27 protein-coding genes and 1 tRNA gene are annotated in these 25,778 nt (G+C 68.9%); 8 read left to right on the forward strand and 20 right to left on the reverse strand.

Features of this window, described 5'->3' with window-relative positions; translation table 11 throughout:
• Positions 1-31: 31 nt before the first annotated feature.
• Positions 32-1,444, forward strand: coding sequence for an MFS transporter (locus tag BMW26_RS16325; protein WP_072592058.1), 1,413 nt, complete (start codon positions 32-34; stop codon positions 1,442-1,444).
• 45 nt (positions 1,445-1,489) lie between these two features.
• Complete coding sequence (locus BMW26_RS16330) at positions 1,490-2,410, forward strand: cation diffusion facilitator family transporter (protein ID WP_053098074.1); 921 nt, start codon at positions 1,490-1,492, stop codon at positions 2,408-2,410.
• 24 nt (positions 2,411-2,434) lie between these two features.
• Here the strand turns inward: BMW26_RS16330 and BMW26_RS16335 are convergent, their stop codons facing one another.
• The 3 genes from BMW26_RS16335 to BMW26_RS18100 all read right to left on the reverse strand — a co-directional run bounded on the left by BMW26_RS16335 (position 2,435) and on the right by BMW26_RS18100 (position 5,189).
• Entirely contained in the window at positions 2,435-3,913 is a 1,479-nt protein-coding gene (locus tag BMW26_RS16335) for an HNH endonuclease signature motif containing protein (RefSeq protein WP_072592059.1), read from the reverse strand.
• Positions 3,914-4,064: 151 nt separating this feature from the next.
• On the reverse strand, positions 4,065-4,625 hold the full coding sequence (locus BMW26_RS17985; RefSeq protein ID WP_072592060.1) for a MarR family winged helix-turn-helix transcriptional regulator: 561 nt from the start codon (positions 4,623-4,625) through the stop codon (positions 4,065-4,067).
• A gap of 90 nt (positions 4,626-4,715) precedes the next feature.
• Entirely contained in the window at positions 4,716-5,189 is a 474-nt protein-coding gene (locus tag BMW26_RS18100; protein WP_198032349.1) for a hypothetical protein, read from the reverse strand.
• On the opposite strand from BMW26_RS18100, the gene BMW26_RS18105 reads away from it, so the two are divergent.
• Positions 5,155-5,718: a hypothetical protein gene (locus BMW26_RS18105; RefSeq protein WP_198032350.1), complete on the forward strand. Its 564-nt coding sequence runs from the start codon at positions 5,155-5,157 to the stop codon at positions 5,716-5,718. The genes BMW26_RS18100 and BMW26_RS18105 overlap by 35 nt on opposite strands.
• A 99-nt stretch (positions 5,719-5,817) precedes the next feature.
• Here the strand turns inward: BMW26_RS18105 and BMW26_RS16350 are convergent, their stop codons facing one another.
• The 3 genes from BMW26_RS16350 to dcd are packed head-to-tail and all read right to left on the reverse strand — an operon-like array spanning position 5,818 to position 7,067.
• Positions 5,818-6,033 (reverse strand): DUF2283 domain-containing protein, encoded by a 216-nt coding sequence (locus tag BMW26_RS16350; RefSeq protein WP_230100931.1) that lies wholly within the window; start codon positions 6,031-6,033, stop codon positions 5,818-5,820.
• Positions 6,026-6,460 carry a hypothetical protein gene (locus tag BMW26_RS16355; protein ID WP_072592062.1) on the reverse strand — a complete coding sequence of 145 codons (435 nt, stop codon included), beginning with the start codon at positions 6,458-6,460 and terminating at the stop codon, positions 6,026-6,028. The genes BMW26_RS16350 and BMW26_RS16355 overlap by 8 nt, the downstream gene beginning before the upstream one ends.
• Position 6,461: 1 nt before the next feature.
• A complete protein-coding gene (dcd, locus tag BMW26_RS16360) occupies positions 6,462-7,067 on the reverse strand; it encodes a dCTP deaminase (RefSeq protein WP_042536862.1) in 606 nt (201 codons plus the stop codon).
• Positions 7,068-7,160: 93 nt separating this feature from the next.
• Here dcd and BMW26_RS16365 point away from each other — a divergent pair.
• Positions 7,161-7,234 (forward strand) — tRNA-Gly (locus BMW26_RS16365).
• A 60-nt stretch (positions 7,235-7,294) separates the two neighbouring features.
• On the opposite strand, the gene BMW26_RS16370 is transcribed toward BMW26_RS16365, so the two are convergent.
• The gene (locus BMW26_RS16370; protein ID WP_072592393.1) at positions 7,295-8,434 is read right to left on the reverse strand and encodes a zinc-binding alcohol dehydrogenase family protein; all 1,140 of its coding nucleotides are present in this window, start codon (positions 8,432-8,434) and stop codon (positions 7,295-7,297) included.
• Positions 8,435-8,560: 126 nt separating this feature from the next.
• Here BMW26_RS16370 and BMW26_RS16375 point away from each other — a divergent pair, with 126 nt between their 5' ends.
• From BMW26_RS16375 to BMW26_RS16385, 3 genes are all read left to right on the forward strand, one after another.
• Positions 8,561-9,076, forward strand: coding sequence for a TetR/AcrR family transcriptional regulator (locus tag BMW26_RS16375; protein ID WP_187249261.1), 516 nt, complete (start codon positions 8,561-8,563; stop codon positions 9,074-9,076).
• Positions 9,077-9,228: 152 nt separating this feature from the next.
• Entirely contained in the window at positions 9,229-11,058 is a 1,830-nt protein-coding gene (locus BMW26_RS16380; RefSeq protein WP_072592064.1) for an AMP-dependent synthetase/ligase, read from the forward strand.
• Between the two features lie 17 nt (positions 11,059-11,075).
• Positions 11,076-11,999 (forward strand): DUF1295 domain-containing protein, encoded by a 924-nt coding sequence (locus BMW26_RS16385; protein WP_072592065.1) that lies wholly within the window; start codon positions 11,076-11,078, stop codon positions 11,997-11,999.
• Between the two features lie 18 nt (positions 12,000-12,017).
• Here the strand turns inward: BMW26_RS16385 and BMW26_RS16390 are convergent, their stop codons facing one another.
• From BMW26_RS16390 to BMW26_RS16430, 9 genes are all read right to left on the reverse strand, one after another.
• Complete coding sequence (locus BMW26_RS16390) at positions 12,018-12,956, reverse strand: DUF4862 family protein (protein WP_072592066.1); 939 nt, start codon at positions 12,954-12,956, stop codon at positions 12,018-12,020.
• Positions 12,953-13,729 carry a glucosamine-6-phosphate deaminase gene (nagB, locus tag BMW26_RS16395; RefSeq protein ID WP_072592067.1) on the reverse strand — a complete coding sequence of 259 codons (777 nt, stop codon included), beginning with the start codon at positions 13,727-13,729 and terminating at the stop codon, positions 12,953-12,955. Before nagB ends, BMW26_RS16390 begins: the two co-directional genes overlap by 4 nt.
• Positions 13,729-14,412, reverse strand: coding sequence for an N-acetylmannosamine-6-phosphate 2-epimerase (locus BMW26_RS16400; RefSeq protein WP_072592068.1), 684 nt, complete (start codon positions 14,410-14,412; stop codon positions 13,729-13,731). The genes nagB and BMW26_RS16400 overlap by 1 nt, the downstream gene beginning before the upstream one ends.
• Entirely contained in the window at positions 14,409-15,392 is a 984-nt protein-coding gene (locus tag BMW26_RS16405) for an ROK family protein (protein WP_232224495.1), read from the reverse strand. Before BMW26_RS16405 ends, BMW26_RS16400 begins: the two co-directional genes overlap by 4 nt.
• A gap of 14 nt (positions 15,393-15,406) precedes the next feature.
• The gene (locus tag BMW26_RS16410) at positions 15,407-16,354 is read right to left on the reverse strand and encodes a dihydrodipicolinate synthase family protein (RefSeq protein ID WP_072592069.1); all 948 of its coding nucleotides are present in this window, start codon (positions 16,352-16,354) and stop codon (positions 15,407-15,409) included.
• Positions 16,355-16,369: 15 nt separating this feature from the next.
• The gene (locus BMW26_RS16415; protein ID WP_072592070.1) at positions 16,370-17,170 is read right to left on the reverse strand and encodes an ABC transporter ATP-binding protein; all 801 of its coding nucleotides are present in this window, start codon (positions 17,168-17,170) and stop codon (positions 16,370-16,372) included.
• Positions 17,167-19,221, reverse strand: a complete 2,055-nt coding sequence (locus tag BMW26_RS16420; protein WP_072592071.1) for a dipeptide/oligopeptide/nickel ABC transporter permease/ATP-binding protein — start codon at positions 19,219-19,221, stop codon at positions 17,167-17,169. The genes BMW26_RS16415 and BMW26_RS16420 overlap by 4 nt, the downstream gene beginning before the upstream one ends.
• 1 nt (position 19,222) lies before the next feature.
• Positions 19,223-20,179 (reverse strand): ABC transporter permease, encoded by a 957-nt coding sequence (locus BMW26_RS16425; RefSeq protein WP_072592072.1) that lies wholly within the window; start codon positions 20,177-20,179, stop codon positions 19,223-19,225.
• Between the two features lie 75 nt (positions 20,180-20,254).
• The gene (locus BMW26_RS16430) at positions 20,255-21,853 is read right to left on the reverse strand and encodes an ABC transporter substrate-binding protein (RefSeq protein WP_072592073.1); all 1,599 of its coding nucleotides are present in this window, start codon (positions 21,851-21,853) and stop codon (positions 20,255-20,257) included.
• Positions 21,854-21,981: 128 nt separating this feature from the next.
• Between BMW26_RS16430 and BMW26_RS18060 the strand changes: the two genes are divergently transcribed.
• Complete coding sequence (locus tag BMW26_RS18060; RefSeq protein WP_269634997.1) at positions 21,982-22,704, forward strand: FadR/GntR family transcriptional regulator; 723 nt, start codon at positions 21,982-21,984, stop codon at positions 22,702-22,704.
• Positions 22,705-22,754: 50 nt separating this feature from the next.
• On the opposite strand, the gene BMW26_RS16440 is transcribed toward BMW26_RS18060, so the two are convergent.
• From BMW26_RS16440 to BMW26_RS16455, 4 genes are read right to left on the reverse strand one after another with little or no spacing between them, the layout of a single operon-like run.
• On the reverse strand, positions 22,755-23,588 hold the full coding sequence (locus tag BMW26_RS16440) for an anti-sigma factor (protein WP_072592075.1): 834 nt from the start codon (positions 23,586-23,588) through the stop codon (positions 22,755-22,757).
• Positions 23,572-24,132, reverse strand: coding sequence for an RNA polymerase sigma factor (locus BMW26_RS16445; RefSeq protein ID WP_150115128.1), 561 nt, complete (start codon positions 24,130-24,132; stop codon positions 23,572-23,574). The genes BMW26_RS16440 and BMW26_RS16445 overlap by 17 nt, the downstream gene beginning before the upstream one ends.
• Positions 24,133-24,165: 33 nt before the next feature.
• Positions 24,166-24,831: a class F sortase gene (locus BMW26_RS16450; RefSeq protein WP_232224496.1), complete on the reverse strand. Its 666-nt coding sequence runs from the start codon at positions 24,829-24,831 to the stop codon at positions 24,166-24,168.
• Positions 24,831-25,658 (reverse strand): DUF4397 domain-containing protein, encoded by an 828-nt coding sequence (locus BMW26_RS16455; protein WP_053098083.1) that lies wholly within the window; start codon positions 25,656-25,658, stop codon positions 24,831-24,833. The genes BMW26_RS16450 and BMW26_RS16455 overlap by 1 nt, the downstream gene beginning before the upstream one ends.
• Positions 25,659-25,778: the final 120 nt, after the last annotated feature.

The following is a 25,778-nucleotide window of genomic DNA, read 5'->3' on the forward strand; positions in this document are numbered from 1 at the left end:
TCCGTTCACCCCGCGCCGCCAGACTTCGAGCATGAGCGAATCCCCGCAGAGCGGCGCGGTGCCCGAGCCCGCTGCGACGGCCAACAGCGGCGCGGTCGGCGTGATCGGCCTCGACCTGCGCGGCGAGACACCGGCCCCGAAGAAGCAGGTCTACTCGTGGGCGCTGTGGGATTGGGCGACGCAGCCTTTCAACACCGTCATCCTGACCTTCATCTTCACGGCCCTGTACCTCACGACCGAGGCTTTCCTGCCGGCGTCGATCGCGGGCCTCGACGCCAAGGATCCGATCCGCGAAGCCGCTGAGGCCGATCTCGCCTCGGGGCTCGGCCTCGGGTCGACGATCGCCGGCATCGCGATCCTCCTGATCGCACCGGTGCTCGGTCAGCGAGCGGATGCCGCGGGGCGCCAGAAGCTCTGGCTCGGGATCGGCACCGGCGCGCTCGTCGCCTGCATGTTCGGCCTGTGGTTCGTCGAGCCGACGCCCGCGCTGTTCTGGCTGGGCGTCGCATTGATATCGGCCGGCTCTGTGTTCGGCGAGATCGCTGCCGTGAACTCGAACGCGATGCTCGTCGGCATCGCGAACCCCAAGACCGTGGGCCGCATCTCGGGGCTCGGATGGGGGTTCGGCTACATCGGCGGGATCATCGCTCTCGTCCTGGTCGTCATCTTCTATATGCTCGACTGGTTCGGCCTGCCGGAGGACGGGGGGCTGCCCTTCCGCATCATCGCCGTCGGCTGCGCGATCTGGGCGATCGTCTTCTCGATCCCGATCTTCCTCAACGTGCCGGAGCCGTCGCTCGGGCGCCCCGAGCGCAAGGTCGGCTTCTTCGCCTCCTACGGACTTCTCGTGAAGGACGTCGTCGGCCTCTACCGCAACCCCGAGACCCGTCAGACGTTCTGGTTCCTGCTGTCGAGCGCGGTGTTCCGCGACGGACTCGGCGGCGTCTTCGCCTTCGGGGCCGTCATCGCCAGCCAGGTGTTCGACTTCGCCTTCCTCGATCTCGTGATCTTCGGCATCGCAGCGAACCTCATCGCGGGCGTCTCGACGATCATCGCCGGCCGCTACGACGACCGCTTCGGGCCGAAGCGCATCATCCTCATCTCGCTCGCCTCGATGGTGATCGCGGGGCTCGCCGTCTTCTTCCTCGTGGATGCGGGCACGGTCGTGTTCTGGATCGGCGGCCTGCTGCTCTGCGCATTCGTCGGTCCCGCGCAGGCGGCATCCCGGTCGTTCCTCGCCCGCATCACCCCGGCCGGGCGCGAGGGCGAGATCTTCGGCCTCTACGCCACGACCGGGCGGGCGGCGAGCTGGATGGCATCCGGTGCGTGGACGCTGCTGATCGTGCTCTCGGGGTCGACGTCGTACGGCATCCTGGGCATCGTGCTGGTGCTGATCACCGGGTTCCTCCTGCTGCTGCCGGTGAAGGCGACACAGCGGGCCTGATCCGATGGCCCGCGGACGTCGCAGCCCCGGGAGTAGCCTGACCGCGTGACGGTCATCATCGCTTTCCTCGCCAACATCCTCGTCGCGATCGCCAAGACGGTCGCGGCCGTGATCACCTCTTCCGCGTCGATGGTCGCCGAAGCCGCGCACTCGTGGGCGGATGCCGGCAACGAGGTCTTCCTCCTGATCGCCGACCGTCGCGGTGCGCGGGCGAAGGATGCCCGGCATCCGCTGGGCTACGGGCGCGCGGCGTTCGTCTGGTCGTTGATCGCGGCGTTCGGCATCTTCACCGCCGGCTCGATCGTGTCGATCATGCATGGTGTCCAAGAGCTGTCCGAGACGGGCCCGGTCGAGAGCCCGACCGTCGCGTACACCGTGCTCGGCATCGCATTCGTGCTCGAGGGCGCGTCGTTCACGCAGGCGATGGTGAAGTCTCGACGGTTGGCACGCGAGCGCGGATCGTCGACGTGGGACTACGTGCTCGACACCAGCGACACGACGCTGCGGGCGGTGTTCTTCGAGGACCTGGCGGCTCTGATCGGCCTCGTGATCGCGGCCGGCGCGATCGCGATGCACCAGGTCACCGGCGTCGCCGCATGGGATGCGATCGGGTCGATCCTCGTCGGCATCCTGCTGGGTGTCGTGGCGGTCATCCTCATCGGACGCAACATCGCGTTTCTGGTGGGCTCCAACGCGTCGCCCGCGCTGCGTGATCGAGTCGGGCGGGCGCTGCTCTCGTCTCCGCAGATCCAGCGGCTCACGTATCTGCACATCGAGTACGTGGGCCCGAACCGCCTGTTCATCGTCGCCGAGGTCGACCTGACCGGTGACGCGCGTGAGCACGATGTGGCTCGAAGCCTGCGCGCGATCGAGCAGCAGATCGAGGCGCACGACGTCGTCGAGACGGTGGTGCTGTCGCTGTCGGTCGACGACGAGGAGTCCCTCGAGTTCGGGGCAGCTGTCTGAGTTCATCCGGCACGCGCGAAGAGTTCATCCGGCACGCGCGAAGACGGGCGGCCGCCGCGTTCTGCCCTGCGCCGAGGCGCTGAGTCTTGGGGTGCGCCATTGCTGTGCGGGGTCCCACCACCTCGGCCCTCGCACCTGCGGAATGCCGTCATTCATCCGGATCTCCCACCCGGACGTTCCCAGACTCCGGTGGTGCCACCAGCACAACGGCACCCCGTTGTCGGTATGCGTCGGCCCGCCCCTGGCGTGTTCGGTGACGTGATGGATCTCGCACCACGATGCCGGGACATGGCACCCGGGGATGAGGCATTCTCTGTCGCGGGCGATGATCGCGCGACGTTGATGCACGGTGAACACCCGATCGGTCGTCGTGATCCCGATGATCCGACCCTCGTCGAGGAGAACTCGCTGGATGGTGCCGGAGCATCCGACGTGGGAGGCGACACCCAGAGGCAGTTGGCCCCACGCACCGCTGACGCTCGCACGCCCGGTGCCGTTCACGAGGTCGTTCGCATCCACCATCACGACCAGCACCGGTGCGGCGCCTCCGAGTGCGGGCATATCTCGATGACGGGCGGCGATCGCCAATGCCGCGGCGAGAGCATCATGACGCTTCTGCGCCGGCGTGCGGTCATCGATGACGGCACGCGGATCGGAGTTGTACGGATCCTCGTCGCCGTCTGCCGCATCGCCGTCTTCCGCGTCACCGCGATCGGCCGCGGGCGTGAACGCGACGCCGGGCATCGGCGGCCCGTCCCCCTTGGGGTTGTTCAGCGCATCGAGGATCAGCTCCAACTGCGCGGCGACCTCGGGCGTCAGGTATCCCTTGATCGACCGCAGCCCGTCTCGCACCCGCCCGAGGGTTATCCCCCGACGCCGGGCAGGCTCATCACCCGGCCCGTCTCCATCAGGGTCGAGCAGCGCGACCAGCGTCTCAGCAAGCAGCTTCAGCTCATCGAGTGTGGGCGCCGGGCCACGGACCTCCCCGTCGGGGCCCGCCTCGGCGTCAGGTCTGATGCCGCGAGCCGCGCGAGCGAGACACGTGTCGGCGTCGAGCCGATCAGCGGCACCGATGCGATGCGACACCTTCTCGATCGGCTCTGTCGCGGCGAGCATCCCCGCGACTCCGATCACCCCATCGAGCAGCGCCTCCCGCAGCGCCGGCCAGCGAGCAGGCAGCCGATCGCCGGACACCAGATTCACGTCCCGGCGGACCAGAGCGACCACCTTGCCGACGCGCGTCGCCTCTCGCACGTCTGTCAGCAGGGTGCGCTGCAGCAGTTCGTTCTGAGTGCGGCACCCCGTGGCATGCGGGAAGTCCACCGCATCCCCTGCGGCGATCGTCTCGACCACCACGGCTTCGACCCGCCGGAACGCCGCGCTCGCAGCCTGCAGGACCTCGACCCGTTCTGCATCCGTAAGCCCCGCGAGCGCGTCGTCGGACAGCACCTGATCGAGGTCGGAGACGACCTGATCGAGAAGGGCACGAGTGCGGGATGACATGACTCCATCACACACGGGGCCACCGACATTCGAGCCCTGAAGTCAGCCTCTTTTCGGCCAGGTCAGAAGCATATTCCGGAACACTGGACATGCATTCCGGAACACCGGCGAGCGCCTACCCACACCGACCGCCAGTACCGCCACGCGCCAGTCAGTTCTCCCAGTTGTCGGCGAGCTTGTTCAGCAGCGTCGCGAGCTGATCGCGCTCCTCATCCGTGAATGCGGCGAGCGCCTTGCCGAGCGCCTCCCGCCGCTCGCCGCGCATGCCCCGAGCGACCTTGCGCCCTTCGTCCGTCAACGCGATGCGCGTGCGCCGCGCGTCGTCGGGGTCGGCCTCGCGGCGCACGAAACCGTGAGCGACCCCCTGTTGCACGAGCCGCGAGGCCCGGGGCTGATCGACTCCGATCGCCGCGCCGAGATCACTGACGCTGAGAGGAGCGGATGCCGCGGCGAGCGCCTCGAGCATCCGCATCCGCGCCGGGCCGCCGAAGCGTCCGGACGGGTCGTTCGCCCACGGCGGCATGCCGGGGTGCACAGGGTGCCCGCGTCCGTGACTCCCCTGCTCGAAGTGGTCAGGGTGGGGTCCGCCGTGCCAGCCGTGCGGCCCGCCCATCCCTCGCGATCCGCGACCACGGTCGCCGGGGCGCCTTCCGCGAAGGCGCGACAGGGCGCGGGCGATGGCCTCGGCGGGGTCGTTCTCTGCGGCGCTCACAGATCGATTTTACATGCGACTTGACATGGATCTGCACTACATGTCACACTACATATACATGCATAGTGACAAGCACATGCTCCATGACATCTAAGGACTCCACCCATGAACACCTCTGACACTCAGAACACAGACAGCACCTCCCGCCCCTTCGGCTATTGGCTGAAGGCCGTCGACCGCCTGATGGCGGCCGAGTTCGACTCCGCTTTCGACGGCGAGCATGCAAGCCGCCGCGACTGGCGGATGCTGAACATCATCGACGGCACCGCGCCGGCCCGCCGCCCCCTCAACGCACACAAGCTGCACAGCCTGGTCGAGCGCGGCTGGGTCGTCGCCGATACCGACAGCGACCGCGGCTGGACGCTCACCGACGACGGCCGCGCGGCGAAAGACCGCCTCAGTGCCGTCGTCGACGGCATCCGCGCCAAGGTCACCGACGCGGTCGGGCCCGAAGACCTCGAGACCACACTGGCCACGCTCCAGCAGATCGCTCGCGCGTTCGGTTGGGACGAGCAGACGCCGCTTCCTCGTGGACGCGGCCGTCGCCGCGGCTTCGGCCGCCACGGTTTCGGACCCGGATTCGCCCCGGGGCGCGGTTTCGGCCGCCACCACCGACACCCGTTCGGACGCGATCACGGTGTCGCACCCGATTTCGCGTCCGAGCACGAGCGCGACCTCGATCACGATTCGGATGCCGAGTTCCGCCGCCGCGAGTGCGGCCACCGCGGACACCCGGGCCACGACCGCTTCGCGGACGCACGCCGCTCACACCACGGCCACCACGGCCACCCGCGTGACATCGTGGAAGACCGTGACCACCGCCATGGTGGTCACGGTCACGGTGGGTTCGGAGACGTGCGTCACGGCGAGCACCGCGTCGCCCGCGCGGCGCAGCACGCCTACGAGCGCGGCTTCGACGCCGGCTTCTCCCGCGGCCGCGACGCCTGAGGCGTCACACCCGCATCCGCTGCACCCAGAACGCCCCGTTCGCTTCGGCGCACGGGGCGTTCCCGCGCGCCGGAACCGCACCCCGAGGCAGCTCAAGCCAGGAGAACAGCGCCGACCCCGTCGCGAGCTGCGGAGAGGCGCCTAGCGCAGAGCGGGCAGAACGACCTCGTCGACGAGCCGCACCACCGCATCCGATTCGAGTGCGCGCCGCCGCAGGCTGACGCTGCCGAACGCGGCGCGAAGGTCAGGCGCCCGGTTCTTCCGGGTGGAGCAACCGGGAGGCACCGAGAATCTCGATGCCGAGCAGGTGGCCGTCGCGATCGAAGTCGAGAAACAGCTCACCGGAGATGTCGTCGGGCAGGTTCACCGCGACGGTTCTCGCGACCTCGCCATCCGCGATGGCTGCGCCCACCGTCACGTACGCGGCGTCGACCTCAGGGTCGCGTCGCAGCTCACCCACGCCACAGAGTCGCGGCGGCGGCGACGACATCCGGGGCACCCGCCGGCTGCGCGAACGACACCGTCGTGCCGAGGTAGACCGCGCCGGCGATCGCCGCCGCGAGCAGCACGATGAGGAAGCCGAAGATCACCGCCGACAGCGCGCGGTATCCCCCGGATGTCGGCACCTCAGGTGCCACCGACGGCTGCGCCCAGTCGTCTGCCACCGGCGCCGGCTGATCGCCCGTGAGGATCGCCGGCTTGGGCCGCGACCGGCGAGTGCTGGGAAGCATCGCCTCGGGCGGAGGCGGCGGAATGACGGCATCCGGAATCTCGGACTCCGCGGGAGGCGGCGGGATCACCGCATCCGGAACCTCGGACTCGGGCGGAGGCGGCGGAATGACAGCATCCTCCGGTCGGATGTACGGATCTCTGCTGTCACTGCTCATCTCAGCCCCCTACGGCTCCGACGTCGGTCGTGCCGACGTCCGTCTTGTGGAAGTTCTGGAACGAGCGGGAGGCGGTCGGCCCGCGCTGCCCCTGGTAGCGGTTGCCGTACGGGCCCGAACCGTACGGGTTCTCGGCCGGCGACGTCAGCCGGAAGAAGCACAGCTGACCGATCTTCATTCCGGGCCACAGCTTGATGGGCAGCGTCGCGACATTCGCGAGCTCGAGCGTCACGTGCCCCGTGAACCCGGGGTCGATGAAGCCGGCGGTCGAGTGCGTGATCAGCCCCAGGCGACCGAGCGACGACTTGCCCTCGAGGCGAGCCGCGATGTCATCGGCCAGGGAGACCTGCTCGAACGTGGCACCGAGCGCGAACTCGCCCGGGTGCAGGATGAACGGCTCGTCGGGGTCGACCTCGATCAGCCGAGTCAGCTCCGGCTGATCGACCGACGGGTCGATGAACGGGTACTTGTGGTTGTCGAAGAGACGGAAGTAGCGGTCGAGGCGCACGTCGATGCTCGACGGCTGGATCATCTCCGGCTCGTGCGGGTCGAGACCGATGTGGCCGGAGGCGAGTTCTGCTCTGATGTCGCGGTCGCTGAGAAGCACGGCCCCAGCCTAGTTGGCACACGCCGCCGACACTTTGGCCATGACGGATCAGGCGGGTAGGCTTGCGTTCACCTGCTCCTCGGATGCAGGTACGGGGCTGTAGTTCAATGGCAGAACTTCTGCTTCCCAAGCAGATAGCGCGGGTTCGATTCCCGTCAGCCCCTCCATATATGTGACGCCCCGCTCGCTGTTCCCGCGACGCACTCCGGCTCCTCCTCGTGGATCCGTCACGGATTCGTCGGCGGGTGGTCGAGGGTGATGACGAGTTTCCGTGCCGATACGCCACGGCGAAGGGTGTCGATGGCTTCTTGGATGGCCGAAAGCCCGTGTCCTGCGATGTGGGCCTCCGGGTAGAGGTGGTGGCTGCCCGAAGCGAGAGCGGCAGGGAGATACCCGCCCCAGACGGCCGGACCCACGGGAGAAGTGGCGATGGCGCTCCCCCAGATGAATGATGCCCTGATGCCGCGAGCGCGACTGCGCACCTGCAGGAGGGCGGTCCTCGTTCCGAGCTTCAGGAAGAGGCGGATGCGGGCGAGGGAGAGACCGCCACGGCGGGGTTGTTCGTAGAACGAGACGGGAGGGCTCGCCATCGCGATCCGCGTGGCACCGGTGGCGCGGGCGATCCTCAGACAGGGCTCGGCCGATCCCACCGCGACGGCGAGGATCCCCGCCACGGCGGAGCCGCCGACGGCTTCGACGATCCGATTCGCCGCTTCCGGGTCGCGATAGTCGAAGGCGGCTTCTGCTCCCAGCCGCTTCATCCGGTCATGGTTCTTCGCAGAGGCCGTCGTGATGACGCGATAACCGGCTGCTCGGGCGAGTTGGATCGCATTGCCTCCGACGGCTGTCGCGCCGCCCCAGATCACGACGACCTCATCGCGATGCGCCGCGTCTCCGAGACGGGAGTAGTCCAGTCCCAGCTGCTCCTTCTCGAACAGACCGGCCGCCGCAGTGGACACCGCCAGCGGCAGGACGGCGGCATCCTCGAAAGCTGTGGTGGCCGGCAGAGCGGCGGCCAGGCTCGCGTCGACCGCGACATAGGTCTGGAAGCCGCTCTCGGAGACGGCATCCCGACCCTTCTCCAAGCCCATCGCATACGCCACGACGCGGTCTCCGACGACGAAATCGTCCACGCCCGCTCCGGTCTCGACGACCACGCCCGCGACGTCCTCCCCGAGGATCACCGGGTAGCGCAACCATCCGTACATGACAGTGCCGTTGGACTGGATGATCGCATCGAGCGGATTCACCGCCACCGCATGCACCTCGAGCAAGAGCTGCCCTGCCCTCGGCTTCGGTATCGGGGCATCTCGAATCGTCAGGTCCGCATAGGCGGAATCGATCCACGCCGCAGTGTTGTCGCTCATTTTCTTCCGCTCTCCGAATCCGATGACATCTCGTGTCATCATAATCGAGCTTACGACAGTTCGTGTCATCATTGCTGTATGCCTCGATGGTCACCGGATGCTGCACTGCGGTTGGAAGCTGCAGCGATGAACCTGTTCACCGACCAGGGGTACTCGGGAACCACGGTTCCCCAGATCGCCGAGGCGGCGGGACTGACCACGCGGACGTTCTTCCGCCACTTCTCGGACAAACGCGATGTGCTGTTCCTCCGAGATCGCGAGTTCCCCCAAGCGGTGAGCGACTTCATGGAGTCCATCCCGCAAGAACGCGGCGGGACGGCCACCGTTCGAGCCGGCCTCGCGGCCGCATGCCGAGGCCTCCAGGAGTGGCGGGAGCAGATCGCACGTCGACGCAGCATCATCCGCAGCGAACCCGCGCTGCACGAACGCGATCTTCTGCGCAGTCACTACCTCGCGCGCGCCATCGAACGGTCACTGAACCAGCGCGGCATCGCCCCTGAGCACGCACATACCTTGGCCGCCCTCGCCGTGACCTGTTTCGACCTCGCGATGGACCGATGGCTGGAAGGCCCCTCCGATCTCTCACTCGAGGATGCCCTGACTGCGGTGTGGACGGACATGCAGGGATGGATCAACGGGTGACATCGCCCCCACCGCATTCGGCTGGACACCGACGGGAGAGTGCCGAGACGTCGACTGGCCGAGACATCAGCAGTGCCTTTCCCCATCCGATTCCTCCCGGGCTCCGAACAGGAGCAGATGGGCCCGTTCTCGCGCGCCCGAGAGGAGTTCCGATGATCGAATCGTCGACCCCGCCGCTCGCCGACCTCGACGGGTATCGCAACGTCACCGACCTGCTGGTCGCACGCGCAGCCGCAGCTCCCGATCACGTCGCCTTCGAGGTCAAAGGCGCGGATGCTCGAGGACCGTGGCGCCCGATCACGACTCGGGAGTTCCTCACCCAGGTGCGCGCTCTGGCCAAGGGCTTCATCGCCCAGGGTGTGCGGGCCGGCGACCCCATCGCGATCATGGCGCCGACGCGCTACGAATGGGCCGTCGCCGACCTCGCCTCCTGGTTCGCCGGCGCCGTCGTCGTGCCGATCTACGAGACGTCGTCGCCGTCGCAGGTCAACGCCATCGTCGCCGATGCCGGCGTGCGCCTGGCGATCGGCGGCACCACGGAGCACGCGGTGCTTCTTCGGGCGGCGCTCACGCAGACCGGACGGAACACTCTCGGCGCCTGGACGATGGATGCCGCGGCATCCGGCACGCTCTCCGACCTGGTCGCGCGGGGCGTCGACGTCGCCGACGACGAACTCGAGGCTCGCAGGACCTCGGCCTCGCAGGACGACCCCGCGACGATCGTCTACACCTCGGGCACCACGGGCGAGCCCAAGGGCGTCGTGCTCACGCACCGGAACTTCCTCGGGCAGGTCCTCAACATCGCCGCCGCGTATCGCGAGATCGTGAACGAGCAGGGCAACACCGTCATCTTCCTGCCCCTCGCCCACGTGCTGGCGCGCGGGCTGCAGCTGATCTGCCTGGCCAGCGGCATGCGCATCGCGCACCTCTCCGATCCCTCGACGGTCGTCGCGACCCTCGACACTCTGCGCCCGACATTCCTGGTCGTCGTTCCGCGGGTGCTGCAGAAGATCCAGGCCGCCGCGGCCGACAAAGCCGCCGAGAAGAAGCTCTCGGCGGTGTGGGCGAAGGCCCGGTCGACGGCCGTCGCCTGGGGCCACCGCGCCGAACGGATCGACGCCGGCCGCCGTGTCCCGAAAGACCTCGGGCTCAGCCTGCGGCACCGCTTCTTCGACGCTCTCTTCTACCGCCGCCTCCGCACCGTGATGGGCGGGCGCGTCGGATACATCCTGTCGGGTGGAGCCGCGCTCGACGCCGAGCTCTCGCTCTTCTTCCGCGGCATCGGCGTTCCCGTCATCGAGGGCTACGGTCTCACCGAGACGACGGCGCCGCTCACCGGCAACCTGCCCGGCCGCATCGCCTCCGGCAGCGTCGGCTCGCCGCTGCCCGGGCTCACCGTGCGCATCAGCGACGACGGCGAGGTGCTCGCACGCGGCATCGGCGTCTTCGGCGGGTACCGCAACCCGGCCCACGACGAGGGTGCCTTCGTCGACGGCTTCTTCCGCACCGGCGACCTCGGGCGGCTCGACGACCAGGGCCGGCTCTTCCTCGAAGGCCGACTCAAAGACGTGATCGTGACCTCGAACGGAAAGACGGTGGTGCCGACGCGCTGGGAGAGCGCGGTCGAGGCAGATCCGCTCGTCTCGCACGCGGTGATGGTGGGCGAGGGCAAGCCGTATCTCTCGGCGCTTCTCGTGCTCGACCCCGAGCAGACCGTGGCCTGGGCGGCATCCGAAGGCGTCAGCATCCCTCCGATCGCCGAGGCCGACCTCCGCGCCGTGACCGACCCGACCCTGCGCGCTCGCCTGCAGCATGCCGTCGACGCCGCCAACGCACTCGTGGCCCGCAGCGAGCAGGTGCGCCGGTTCAGCGTCGTCTTCGCCGACCTCGACGACCGCGCCCTGGTCACGCCGACCATGAAGCTCAAGCGGAGCGTCGTGCTGGATCGCGCCGCCGTCACCGTCGAAGACCTGTACCTCTGAGAAGCAGAAAGAGAACGATGTCCTCCCCCACCTCCTCCACCCCCAAGTCTTCGCGATCGTCTCTCATCGCGATCATCGTCGCGCTCGTCATCGGAGCCCTCGTCGCACTCGCCGGGAGCCAGGGCGGTGCGGCGATCGGCGGCATCCCGCTGTTCGCCCTCGCCGTCGCCGCGGCATTCGCCATCCAGGTCATCGCGTTCATCCCGGCGATGACCCTGCGCACCGAGCGGTTCTTCGACCTCACCGGCAGCCTCACCTTCCTGGCCATCTCGGTCGCTCTCGTGCTGCTGACGCCTATGCCCGATGCGCGCAGCTGGATCCTCGCGGCGATGGTGATCCTGTGGGCCGTGCGCCTCGGGTCGTTCCTCGCCCTGCGCGTGCACAAGGCCGGATCCGACGGCCGCTTCGACGAGATCAAGGGCTCGCCCGTGCGCTTCCTGCAGGTGTGGGTGATCCAGGGTGCGTGGGTGTCGATCACGGCGGCGGCGGCATGGATCGCGATCAGCACGGATGCTGCGGCACGAGCGCCCATCGGATGGCTGACCGTCGTGGGCATCGTCGTGTGGCTGCTCGGCATGACCATCGAGATCGTCGCCGACGCGCAGAAGTCGGCGTTCCGCGCCGACCCGAAGAACAAGGACGAGTTCATCCGCACCGGCCTGTGGTCGCGCTCGCGGCACCCGAACTACTTCGGCGAGATCGTCATCTGGGTGGGCGTGTTCCTGACCGCCGCACCCGTGCTCGCGGGGTGGCAGTGGGTCGCGATCCTGTCGCCGCTGTTCGTGATCCTGCTGCTCACCCGCGTGAGCGGCATCCCACTGCTCGAAGCGCGCGCCGAGAAGAAGTGGGGCGACCGCGCCGACTACGTCGAGTACCGCGAGAACACGCCATCGTTGATCCCGCGCCTCACCCGGCCTGCCGTGCGGGAGCGTGCTGCGTAGAAAGCGCGGAGACCCGTTTCACGCGCGGGCAGCCGCCCTCAACGCGCGCAGATTGTCGTCGACCGTCCGGATGACATCTTCCGCCGTCGTGTCTCCCGGCCGTCGACTGACCTTCAGCCCGAGTCGCTCGACCTGACCGGCGGAGGCGAGCGCGGCGGCGGCATGGGCCGCATCCAACAGCGAACCGGATGCGGGATCCGCTGCCGCGAGCGGCAGGTGCCCGTCCGTCCAGGCTGGGCCATAGGGGCCGTCGATCGCTGCCGACCCCGAGAACGTCAGCCCGGCGAGCCGACCGGTCGCCGCCGCATCCGCGATCTGCCCGGTCACCGCGTCGGCGTCGCGCGTCTCGATCACCGAGCGACCCCAGTTCAGCCAGAGCGCCAGCGGAGCGTCGAGCGAGAGCATCGCGCCGAGCTCGTCGTCCAGCGTCAGGAAGCCCTTCTCCCACGGGTGACCCGGCACCGCGGCGTCGCAGTGCTCGATGACGAGCCGCGCTCCCGCCCAGTCCCATCCGGTGATCTCGGCGAGCGATGCCGCCAGATGCGCTCGATCTCCTCCCCCCTGCGGAGCGGTGTGGAGCGCGACCAGAGCGACCGACGCATCGGTGTCGTGGTCGATCCGCCGCACGTCTCGGGCGACTGCGCGCAGGTCGGCGATGGCGGCGCGACGCCCGTCCTCATCCGGGGAGGCGATGCCGTAGCGGGCGTCGGCCGCACACCGCTTCATCACCCATGGCAGCGGGGTCACCGCGAGCTCGGCCGCGGCAGGCACGTGGCGCAGGAACCACGCCGGATCATGAGGGTGCAGGCCCCCGATCCACGGCACCTCGAGCCCTACGACATCGGGCAGCGCGCAGAGCGCGGGCAGGAGTTCGGCCTCGAGATCGGGATCCCAGGTCGCGTGCGCGGGAGACACCGCGTAGGAGCTGACCAGCAGCGGTGCGAGCGGCTCGTTCATGACACCAGGTGGCGGTGCGCCTGAGTGTGCCGGTAGTACTCGGCGAGCGCGAGCCGCGACGCGGCCGCGTCATCGACGAGCACGGTGACGCGTCGGTGGTGTTGCAGGATCGTCGCGGGCCATCGGGCCGACACCGCCCCTTCGACGAGCTGCGCGACGGCCTCTGCCTTCGCCTCACCGGTCGCGACGAGCACGATGCGTCGCGCGTCCATGATCGTGCCGAGCCCCTGCGTGAGGCAGTGATACGGCACCGCGTCGACGTCGCCGCCGAAGAAACGGGCGTTGTCTTCACGGGTCTGTGCGGTGAGCGTCTTCACTCGGGTCCTCGACGCCAGCGACGAGCCGGGCTCGTTGAACGCGATATGCCCGTCCGTGCCGATGCCCAGGATCTGCAGGTCGACACCGCCGGCATCGCGGATCGACTTCTCGTAGCCGGCACACGCCGCGTCGAGATCAGCGGCGTCACCGTCCGGCCCGCGCACCGCGCCGGGGGCGAGATCCACGCGCGAGACGAAGTCCTCGTCGATCACCGTGCTGTAGCGGCACGGATGTCCCAGGGGCAGTCCGACATACTCGTCGAGCATGAACCCCCGAGCGCGCGCGAGGGAGAGCTCCCCGCGCTCGACGCGCTCGGCGACCGCGTCATAGATGCGCAGCGGACTCGATCCCGTCGCGAGGCCGAGCACGGCATCCGGCCGAGCTGCGATCAGGGCGGCGATGTCGTCGGCGACGATCTCGCCGATCTGGGCTTCGGGTGCGATGACGACGTCCATCAGCTCTCCTCGGTGAGTGCGGCGACGAACCATGACGTGATGGTCGCCGGGTGGGTGATCGCGGTGCCGACGCACACGGCGAACGCCCCGGCGGCGGCCGCTGCAGCCGCCTGCGCAGGCGAGTGGATCCGCCCCTCCGCCATGATCGGGGTGCTGCAGCGCGACGCGAGCATCGCGATCAGCTCGAGGTCGGGACCCTCGGACTTCGGCCGCTCGGACGTGTATCCCGAGAGCGTGGTGCCCAGGATGTCGACTCCGGCCTGCTCGGCCGCGAGGGCGTCGTCGAGGGATCCGCAGTCGACCATGATCAGCGCGTCCGTGTGCTCGCGGAGCGCCGCGACCGTCTCGGCGAGGCTTCTCCCGTCCGGCCGCGGCCTGCGGGTCCCGTCGATCGCGACGATGTCGGCACCCGCATCGGCGACCGCTTTCGCGTGCTCGAGCGTCGGCGTGATGAAGACGTCGGCGTCGCCGTCCTTCCAGAGCCCGATCACCGGCACGGTCATCCCGGCGACGGCTCTGATGTCGTCGAGGCCCTGCACCCGGATGCCGGCGGCTCCGCCGACGACCGCCGCCTGCGCGACCTGCGCCATGGTGCGGGGATCGCGCATCGCCTCGCCGGGGTAGGCCTGGCACGAGACGATGAGGCCCCCTCGCAGCCGGTCGAGGATGTCGATGGATGTCATATCGCCCTCCAGGCGGATGCTGCGGCGCCCCGCAGGGGCGCGTCGTCACCGAGCGCGCCCGGCAGGATCGGAGTGGACTGCAGTGCATCGATGGCGTCGTCCGCGTACGCGCTCAGCATCGGCGTCCACCATGCGTCGCCGATCTTCGGCACTCCCCCGGTGATCACGATGCGCTCCGGGTCGAGGATGGTCGCGGCGCCGGCGAGCGCGCGCCCGACGGCAGCGGCGGACTCTCCGATTGCACGGATGGCGATCGGGTCGCCGTCGTCTGCGGCGGCTGCGACCCCGCGGGCGTCGATGATGTGCGGATCCCCGCCCAGCCACCGGAAGTGCGCGTGCAGACCGATGCCGGAGCCGATGGCCTCGAGATGCCCCATGCGACCGCAGGGGCAGCGCAGATGCTCGGCCCCCGGGGTCGGCAGGTGGGCGATCTCGCCGGCGACGTGGTGTGCGCCGCGCACGGCGCTGCCGTCGAGGATGAGCCCCGCCCCGACACCGGTTCCCACGGCGACGACGAGCACGCTGGCCGCACCGGCCGCCGCCCCGTGCCGGTACTCGCCCTCGGCATGCGCGTCGACGTCGTTCTGCACGACGACCGGGGCGCGGGGCACCAGCAGGTCGCCCAGCGCCTCACGCACCAGCTCGGCGACGGGGGTGCCCGGCCAGTCGGCGAAGGTGTCGGTCGCCGAGACGATCGTGCCGGTGACGGCGTTCACGACCCCGGCCGCGCCGATCCCGACGCCCGAGAGACGCGCGGGTGATCCGTCGAGAAGTCTCTGCGCCAGACCGGCGACGGTCGAGACGACCGCCGCCGGTCCTTCCGCTGCTCGCGTGGGCGCCGTCTCGGTGCACAGCAGCATGTCGCCACGATCGGCGAGGGCCGCCGACGTCTTCGTGCCGCCGATGTCCACCGCCAGCACCACCTCGCGCGACTCCGCTGATCCGACATGATGCGCTGATCCGACATGATGCGCTGGCACGAGACGATGCGCCATCAGGAGACGACGACCGGCAGCATCCCCTGTTCGGAGAGGATCTGGCGGATGCGGGCGACAGTGTCGACGTCGAGCGACTGCACGGTGTCGGCCATGGTCGCGTGGTCGATGATGCCGCGGGCGTGCATGGCCGCCTTGAACGCGCCGACGCCGGTCGCGTCGCCGGAGAGACCCCTCGGCGCGAAGACGATGTCGAACGCACGGTTGATGCGCTCCTGCTCTGTGCGCGCCTCCGCCCAGTCGCCGCGCTGCGTGGCATCCCACAGCCTGACGTAACCCTCGGCCTCGACGTTCGCGAAACCGGGCACCACGCCGTCAGCACCTGCCAGCGCCATGGCGTCGACGACGACCTCGTGGCCCGTGAGCAGCTGCAGCGGGCGGCCCGCAGCATCGTTCGCGGCGATCAGTCGGCGGAACGAGACGTCGTCGCCCGAGGAGTCCTTGACGCCACGGATGACGCCTTCGCTCCCGAGCTGCACGAGCAGATCGATGCCGAGCTTGGAGTGCACACGGACCGGCACGTCGTACGCCCACAGCGGCACGTCGATCGCGGCGGCGATCGCCCGGAAGTGATCGGCGACCTCGGCGGGGGAGTTCAGCGTGTAGAGGGGCGCTGTCGTGACGATCGCCTCTGCGCCGGCTGCCACCAGACGTCGCGCGGTCTCGATGATGCGGGGCGCGGTCAGCTCGATCGCACCGGCGATGATCGGAACCCGACCGGCGTTCGCCCGCACGATCGTCGTGAGCAGCTCGACGCGCCGATCGTCGGTGAAGTAGGCGGTCTCGCCGGTGGATCCGAGGGCGAACAGGCCCGAGACGCCCTCGGCGATGAGCCGCTCGACGAGCCGCTCGAGCGACGTGTGGTCGATCGTGCCGTCGGGCAGCAGCGGGGTGGCGACGGGCGGGATGACACCGGTGAAGGTGACGGAGGAGGATGCAGCAGTCATTGTGTTCCGGTCGTTTCAGTTGGTCGGTTCGAGCAGCGAGGGCGCGGCGCCCAGCAGCGTTCTGGTGTAGTCGTCGGAGGGCGCCTCGAACACGCGGGCGGCATCGCCGAACTCGACGACCCTCCCCCGGTTCATCACGGCGATCTCGTCTGAGAGGTAGCGGACGGTCTGGATGTCGTGCGAGATGAAGACCATGCCGAGGCCGAGCTGCTCCTTCAGGTCGGTGAGCAGGTTGAGGATCTGAGCCCGCACCGAGACGTCGAGCGCCGAGGTGGGTTCGTCGGCGACGATCACCTGCGGATCCAGCACCAGCGCCCTCGCGATCGCGACACGCTGACGCTGACCGCCGGAGAGCTGGCTGGGCAACGCCTCGAGTGCGGAGGCCGGCAGACCGACGAGTCCGATCAGATCGCGCACCTTGCGGTCACGGCTCGCCGGCGTGCCGAGCCGGTGCACCTGCATCGGGTCGAGCAGCGCATCGCGCACGGTCATCCGAGCGTTCAGGGCCGTCGCCGGGTCTTGGAACACGACCGACAGGATGCGGCCGAGCCGTCGGCGCACCGCCGGGGTGAACGACGTCACGGTCTCGCCGTCGAAGACGACCCGGCCGCTCGTGGGCTTCTCGAGGCCGACCAGCACCTTGGCGGAGGTGGACTTGCCCGAGCCCGACTCCCCCACGATCCCCAGGGTCTGCCCCCGCTTCACGGTGAGCGAGACACCAGCGAGGGCGTCGACGTACTTCGGCCGGAACAGCGACGACGCACGTGTCTTGTAGCGGACGTGCACGTCCTCGAGCTCGATGACGGTGTCGTTCATCGTCCTGCTCCGATCGCGTCGATGGGCGCATCGTCGGGATGCGCGGCGTAGTAATGGTCGGTTCCCTCGATCCGTCGACGCACCGGCTCGACCCCCGCATAGCGGGTCGGGTCGGACGAGCGAGGAGCGAAGCGGTCGCCGGCGGGGAAGTCACGCGGAGACGGGACGACACCGGAGACCTGGTGGAGCCTGTCGGACCCCGCCTCGATCGACAGCACGGCGCCGAGGAGACCCTGCGTGTACTCGTGCACCGGCTGCGTCAGGATCTCTCGGGTCGTGCCCTGCTCGACGACCTGCCCCGCATACATCACCGTGATGCGGTGGGTGAGCTCGGCGACGAGCGCGAGGTCATGTGACACGAAGACCAGGGCGAAGCCGAGCTCGCGCTGCAGCCGCATCAGCAGCTCGACGACCTGCGCCTGCACCGTGACGTCGAGAGCCGTGGTCGGCTCGTCGGCGATCACGAGTCGCGGATCGCGGGTGAGCGCCATCGCGATCAGCACGCGCTGACGTTGACCGCCCGACAGCTCGTGCGGGTACGAGGCCAGCGTGCGCGCGGGGTCGAGTCCCACCAGCTCGAGCAGGTCCTCCGCCGTGCGCGTGCCGCCTCGGGATGTGAGCTGCTTCATCTGCGAGCGGATGAGCATCGCCGGGTTCAGTGAGCTCAGGGCATCCTGATAGATCATCGCGATGTCGTGCCCCCGCAGCGCGTTGCGGCTCTTCGGCGTCATCTGCAGCAGATCCTCGCCGTCGAAGAGGATGCGTCCTCGAACGTCGGCCTTCGCGTCGAGCAGGCCCATGATGGCCAGCGAGGTGATCGACTTGCCGCAGCCCGACTCGCCCACCAGCGCCATGGTCTCGCCGGGACGCACCGTGAAGCTGACACGGTCGACCACGTCGACGTCACCGTGCCGCGGGAACGAGATGCAGAGGTCCTGCACATCGAGCAACGGGGTCTCGTCGCCCGCGTAGACGAGCCGATCGGTGCGGGAGAGCTCGCGCTGCCGCAGAACGGCGAGCCGCTCGGAGAGAGGCACCGCGGGTGCCACCGGCACCAGCACGTCCGGCACGCCGCTCGGAACGGAGAGATTGACGGCGGTGTCGACCGTGACGATCACATTCGTGTCGTCGTGGCCTGCGGCCGCCTCTTCGAGCTCGTGCGTCGACTCCTCGGTGTTCGCGGCATCGGCGGTGATCTTTCGTGCCCGCGGCGACACCATCGCATCGGTCATCCCCTCGGAGAGGATGTTGAGGCAGAGCACCGTCAGCATGATGAGGATGCCGGGGAAGAAAGTCGCCCACCACGCCCCGCTCATCAGCAGGTTGCGACCGGCGGCGATCACGTTGCCCCACGACGGCTCGGGGTCGGGCACGCCGGCCTGCAGGAACGACAGCGACGCCTCGAAGACGATCGCGTCGGCGACGAGCACGGTCGCGAAGACGAGCACCGGGGCCATCGCGTTGCGGGCGACGTGCTTGGCGATGATCCTCGGAGTGCCCGCGCCCATGACGCGCACGGCTGAGACGTAGTCCTCGCCGTACTGATCGAGGATGTTCGCGCGGATGATGCGGGTGAGCTGCGGCACATAGAGGAAGGCGATCGTGAGCACGAGCACCGGCAGCGACTTGCCGAACACCGCCACGAACACCGCGGCGAGCGCGATGCCCGGGAAGGACATCACCACGTCCATCACCCGCATGAGGGTCTCGGAGATCCACCGAGGGGCGGTGGCGGCGATGGTGCCGAACACGCAGGCCGCGGCGAGTGCGACCAGGGTCGCGCCGAGCCCGATCACCAGGGAGTACCGGGCGCCGTACACCAGTCGGGAGAAGATGTCGCGGCCCTGGCGGTCGGTGCCGAACCAGTGCTCGGCGCTCGGCGGCTGCACCGGGGCACCGGATGCCAGCGGGTCGAACGGCGCGATCAGGGGTGCAGCGATCGCCGCCAGGGCGATCACCGCGAGCACCACGATGCAGATCAGGGAGCCGAGGGACAGCCCGCCGAAGCGGAGCCCCGGAAGCGAGAGTCGTTCAGTCAGTTTGCGTCGCATGTCACACCGCCCGGATTCGGGGATTGATGAGCACGTACAGGAGGTCGACGATGATGTTGATCACCACGAAGGCCAGTGACACTGCGAGAGTCACGCCCTGCACGAGATTGGGTTCGTTGTTGGTCACGCCGTTGAGGATCAGCGTGCCCATGCCGGGGATCGCGAAGATGATCTCGATCACCACCGCCCCGCCGATGAGGTAGCCGATGCGCAGACCGAGCACGGTCACAGGCGTGATGAGCGCATTGCGCAGCACGTTGCGGCCGACGACGATCGTGCGCGGGATCCCGGCGCCGAGTGCTGTGCGCACGTAGTCTCGGTCGAGCTCTTCGACCATCGACGTGCGTACGACCCGGGACAGCTGGCCGATCACCGGCACCGCGAGAGCGATGGCGGGCAGCGCCATGCGCGCGAGCCACCCCGAGGGGTCCTCCCAGAGATCCGGAAGCGGACCGGATGCCGGCAGCACGTTCAGTCCGAGGGTGAAGAGCTGGATGAGCAGGATCGCGAGCCAGAACGAGGGCGTCGACAGCGACGCCACTCCGATGATGCGGATGAGCTGATCGGGCCAGCGGTCACGATAGACGGCGGCGAGGACGCCGATCACGAAGGCGACGATGACGGCGATGAGGAGGCCGAGGAAGGTCAGCGCCAGGGTGACGGGGAACGCGCGGACGACCTCGTCGATCACCGGAAGGCTGCGCGCCGAGTAGGTCCCGAGGTTGCCCTGCAGCAGGCCGAGCAGGAATGTGAAATACCGCACGAGCAGCGGCTGATCGAGGCCGTACTGCTCTCGGTACGCCTCGAGCGCCTCGGGGGATGCCGTCTCTCCGAGCGCGGTGCGCGCGGGGTCGACGGGGGAGAACGACATCACGAAGAACACGAGGAACGTGATGCCGAGGATCATGAACGGCAGCTGCAGCAGGCGTCGTCCGATGAGGCGGAGCGTGTTGGACACGTGCCGCTCCTTCCAGGTTCGGGGAGGTGTGGCGGGGGTGCGCTCGGGCGCGCACCCCCGCCGCGGGGGCCGGGGCTACTTCGCCGCCACGCCGACGTCGAGGAACGACAGGCCGGTGGTGGGGACGGGGGCGAATCCGACCAGCTCCTGGCTGCTCCATGCGGTGGGCAGCTTGCGGTGGAACAACGGGTAGAGCACTGCCTGGTCGGAGAGCAGGTCGTACGCCTCGTCCCACGTGGCCTGCTGCTCGTCGCCCTGCTGCCGCACGGCGGAGTCGAGGAGCGTCCGCAGTTCGGCATACTCGGGCGAGTCGGCCCAGTTGGTGCGGGTCTGGGTCCAGACGTTCTCGCCGTACCACCAGTTCATCAGCAGGTCCGGGTCGACGCCGAACACCGATGGGTCTCCGGGTGCGATCGCGACCGTGTAGTCACCGGAGTCGACCTTCTCGTACATGGCGGCCGACTGCCCGATGTCGAGCGTGGTGTCGATGCCGATGGCGTCGAGCGACTCCTTGATGAGCGGCGCGACCTCCTTCACCCAGCCGGTGTCGGTGGTGAGCAGCGTGATCGACAGGTCGTCGACGCCCGCTTCGTCCAGCAGCTCCTCGGCCTTCTCGGGGTCATAGCTGTAGACCGTCGAGGCCTCGTTGAAGTTCGGGTACGTCTCGGGCAGGAACGAGGTCGCGGGGGTCGCGTTGCCGAGCATCCCGGTCTCGATGATCTTGTCCATGTCGAGGGCGTAGTGCATCGCCTGGCGCACGCGTACGTCGTCGAAGGGCGCTGCCTTCGTGTTGAACATCATGAACAGCAGCCCGAAGGATTGCACGCTCTCGACGTCAGCCGCGGATGCCAGGGAGTCGACGTCGATGTACGGCACGTCCTCCATGGCTTGGATCGTGCCCGTCGACATCGCCGTGACTCGGGCGGAGGCGTCGGACAGCAGGTTCCAGTTCATGCCCGCAGCGAGTGCCGGGTGCGGGCCGTTGTAGTCGTCGTAGCGCTCGAAGACGAGCTTGTCCTCGGGCACGGCGGAGACGAGCGAGTACGGGCCCGAGCCGACGGGGTTCGCTCCGAAGCCCTCGGGATCTGCCTCGACGACCGCCTTCGGAACGATCTTGACGACGCCGAGTCGCTCATTGATGAGCGAGAACGGGTAGTCGGTGGTGATCTGCACCGTGTCCTCGTCGACGGCGGTGACGGTGTCGACGAAGTCGATGAAGGTGCGGAACAGTGAGTTGTTGTCGGGGTTCAGCACCCGCTCGTAGCTGAAGACGACATCCTCGGCAGTGACGGGGTCGCCGTTCTGGAACGTCGCTCCTTCGCGCAGATCGATCTCGTACGTGGTGTCGTCGACCTGGGTCGGGAGGTCCGCGGCCAGCGCGGGCGCCGCCTCCTGCGTGACGGGGTCGAGGTCGACCAGGCCTTCGAAAACATGCCAGTTCGCCGAGACCGTGACGGCGCCGGAGGCCACCATCGGGTCGAAGCTGCCGTTCAGCGTGTACGAGATGCCCGCTTCGATGATCGCGTCCGCGTCGATGTCGCCGGCGGATGCGCTCTCGTCGGCTGCCGGGGTCGCGCCGGCCGCGCAGCCGGCGAGGACAACCGACGCGGCGACGGTGCCGGCGATCAGTGTCGTGAATCGACCCGCACGGCGGCGGGTGACGTGTCGGTTCATGTGTGCTCCAGGGTGGGTGGGGGACATCTTGAGGACATCTGATGTCTGATGTACTCTAAACACACGTTCGATCGAATCACAAGAGTGAGATGATCAGAGCGTTTGCGTCGGGACGAGAGGGAGACCAGATGAAGTCCACCACGAGTAGGGCATCGCGGATGCGGCGCTCGACGACGGCGGATCAGATCAAGCAGCTCATCATCGCCCGCGGGCTGACCCCCGGCGATCCACTCCCGACCGAGACCGAGCTCTGCGAAGAGCTCGATGTGTCGCGCTCGTCGGTCAGGGAGGCGATCCGCACCCTGTCGACGCTCGACATCGTCGATGTCCGGCACGGCCACGGCACCTACGTCGGCGCGATGTCGCTGGATCCGATGGTCGAGGCGCTGGTCTTCCGAGGGGTCCTCTCACCCGAAGGATCCCTCCAGTCTCTGCGCGAGGTGGTCGAGGTGCGCCTGGCTCTCGACCTCTCGATGGCCGAGCGCGTCGTCGCGGCCGCCCAGGTCGACGAGGGTGGAGAGCTCGATGAGCTCGTCGCCGAGATGGTCGACAAGGCGAGCCGAGGCGAGCACTTCCTCGAGGCCGACCGCCTGTTCCACACCAAGCTCTTCGACGCGATCGGCAACCGACTCGTCGGCCAGCTCGTCGGCGCCTTCTGGGATGTGCACACGGCCGTACTGCCCCAGCTCGACATCGATCAGCCCGATGACATCCACCAGACTGCGGTCGCGCACGGCGACATGCTCGCCGCCGTCCGAGCAGGCGACGTCGACGCGTATCGCGGGGCGGTGATCGAGCACTACCGTCCGCTGCAGCGCGTGCTCGCACAGGCCGGCGCTGCGCGCGCCTGAACCCAGAGCTACGGCGCGCTCGCGAAGCTACGGGGACGGAGGAGCGCCTCTCACGCGAAGTCGAGCTCGCCGCGCACGATCGAGTCGCCCGAGTGCGCAGGATCGCCGTCGACCGGCTCGAAGGAGATGTCGACCAGGCGGTACTCGTCGAGGTCCACGCTGTCGGGGACGCGGAACGTGCCCGAGGACTCGTCGAGCACCCCGAGGCTGATCAGCGCCTGTCCGTCCTCGCGGATCAGCCACACCTCGCGGTAGTCGCCGGCGACGAGCTCGTCGCCGTCGAGGGTCACTGTCAGCGTGCGCCGGCCGTCGCCGTCGTCGTCGATCCGGGCCTGTCCCTCCGCATCGGGGTGGTCGGGGAACGCGGCGAGCTCGGCCGAGGCGATCACGGCAGAGGAGGGCGTGAGGGTGCGGGCGATCCATACTCCGGCGCCGATCGCGACGACGAGCGCCATCGACGCGGCGAGGATCCACATGGTGGCCGACGAGCGGCGGCGTGGACGGACACGAGCCCGGTGTCGCGGCGCAGCCGCTTCCGCAGCATCCGCCTCAGTCGCTGCCGCCGGACCGGCCGCCGAGACCGGTGCCGATGCAGCCGGTGCCGATGCGGACTCCGATTCGGGCGGGTGGACGTCGGATGCCGGGTCGGCAGCAACCGCCGAGGTCAGCCCGAGTTCGCCGTGGATCCTCGACCAGACGTCGGCGGGCGGGGATTCCAGGTCGCCCTCGACGACGCTGGAGCGCGCCACGAGCGCCACCCGCGACATCGCAGCGACCTCGGCGGCACAGTTCTCGCACTCGACGAGGTGTTCCATGTCGGCGTCGGATCCGGCCGGTTCGCCCATCGCGATCAGGGCGATCTTCTCGTCATCGAGATGTGACACGGTTCACCTCCAATCGGTCGCGCATGCGGGCAAGGCTTCGGCGGATATGGCTCTTCACGGTGCCGAGCGGCATCCCCATTCTGCGTGAGATCTCTTCGTGGGTCAGGTCATCGTAGAAGGCCAGTCGCATGACGGCCTGTGCATCCGGCGCGAGCTGCTGGAGCTCGCTCGAGAGCAGCAGCGTCTCGGACAGATCGATCGATTCGGAGACGAGGGCGTCGGGCGGAGTGAGTCGTTCCATCTCGGCCTGCAGCTGCTGCACCTTGGCGCGCGCCTCGAACGTGTCGGCGATCCGGCGCCGCGCGATCGTGATCAGCCAGGTCGACAGTCGCGCCTTCGACGAGTCGTATCCGGCACGCGAGTTCCACGCCGACACGAAGGTGCGCTGGGTGACGTCCTCGGCATCCCCGCGATCGCCGAGCGAGCGCAGCGCCAGGGTGAAGACGACCGGCGACCACCGCCGGTAGAGCTCCGCGAGCGCCTGCTCGTCGCCCGCGACGAAGCGCCGGTCGAGCGCCGCTTCGGCTTCGGTGGTCTCATCCACCCGGAGTCTCCTCTCCATGGTGATCACCCCGCCTCATCGCGGGACCGCCACCGCGACCACGTTATCGCGGTAGTGCCCGGTCTGGCTGTCGAAAGGTCCGCCGCACGTGACCAGCACCAGGGCCGAGGGGCCACCACGCTGGAAGAGCTCGTCGGTCGGCAGTGCCGCCTTCTCGTAGTAGGTCAGCGACTGCACCACGAACTCGCGGCTGGTGCCGTCGGCCGCCGTGATGAGGATGGTCTCGCCGGCGGGCACGTCCCGCAGGCGAGCGAGCGGTCCGATCGGATAGTCGATCGCGTCGACGTGCGCTGCGATCAGAATCCGGCCGCTCGTGCTCGTGGCATCCGCTCCGTATCGATACCAGCCGGCGATGGCCGGGTCGACGGGCAGTTCCATCTGTCCGGAGTCGGCCACCCCGACGTCCGTCACCGGCATGTCGATGGCGAGCGACGGGATGGCCAGACCCACGGGAGCGACGGATGCGGTCGGGGTGGGGAGAGCACCCGGCCGCACGGCGACGTCTCTCGCGGGAGTGGGAGGGACGGGCGATGGAGTCGTGGGGGGCGACTCCGTGGAAGGAGGGAGATCCGCGCCCGCCCCTCCCGGTGTGCATGCCACGAGGCACGCCGCGGTGACCAGGGCGCCGAACGTCATGATGACGCGGCGCAGACGGGCCGTCCGCAGCGTGCCTCGGAGCATCAGCGCACCGTCTGGCGGCGACGGACGATCAGGCCCGCACCCACGGCGGTCGCGATCGCGAGGGCGACGAGACCCGCCGAGAGGAGGGCGTTCGCCGAGGCATCCTGCTCAGCGAGGTAGCCCGCGGTGCCGGAGGGCACTCCGTCGGGGTTCGAGTGGAGTCCCGAGATCGTCTGTGCGGCGATCGCGAGGTTGCCGTCTTCGGCACTGCCCCACGCGTAGACGATCGTGTTGACGCCCTCTTCGATCGCGACGTCTGCCGGACCGATGACCGGGTCGGTCGTGCCGGTCAGAGCGACGGCGGCCGACACGGTGCCCGCGGGGAGGTCGAGCTTGGCCTCGTTCGGGTTCGTGAGGTTCTCGATCACGGGCGATCCGCCCGCGAGGATGTCGACCGCGGGCGCCGCGGCGGTGTGACGCACGGTGAGTCGCCCCTGGCCGGGAGCCGTCTGCGAGATGTCGTTGGTGAAGAGGTTGAGACCGGGTTCGCCCGCTTCGGTCAGGTGGGCTACGGCGGTGTAGTTCCCGCCTGCTTCGAGAGCGAGGGTCGCCGGGCCGAGGATGGGCGCGCTGGCGTCGGCGGCATCGGGAGCGGTGAGCGCCACCTCGTACGAACCGGCGGGCAGCTCGAGCGGTCCGGCGAGGTCTCCGGGCGCGAAGTCGTCGAGGGTGAGCTCGCCGTTCACGTACACGTCGACGGGGGTGTCGGGGATCGCGTGCAGCACCGAGAGCTGTGCGGCCTGGGTGGTGGCGGCGCCGGCCGGCATGGCCAGACCGAGAGCGGTGATCATTCCGACGGCGAGGCCGGCGGCGACTGTCTTGCGCATCTGTTCCTCCTGTACCCGGACCGCCCTGTGCGGCCCTTCATAGGAGTTGTTCTCCGGGAGCGCCGGGTTTGGATGCACCTGGATGAAGATTTCTCAGATCGCCGTGTCGATGTCCGTTCC

This window comes from Microbacterium sp. 1.5R, from assembly GCF_001889265.1.
In the GTDB taxonomy this organism is placed as follows: domain Bacteria; phylum Actinomycetota; class Actinomycetes; order Actinomycetales; family Microbacteriaceae; genus Microbacterium.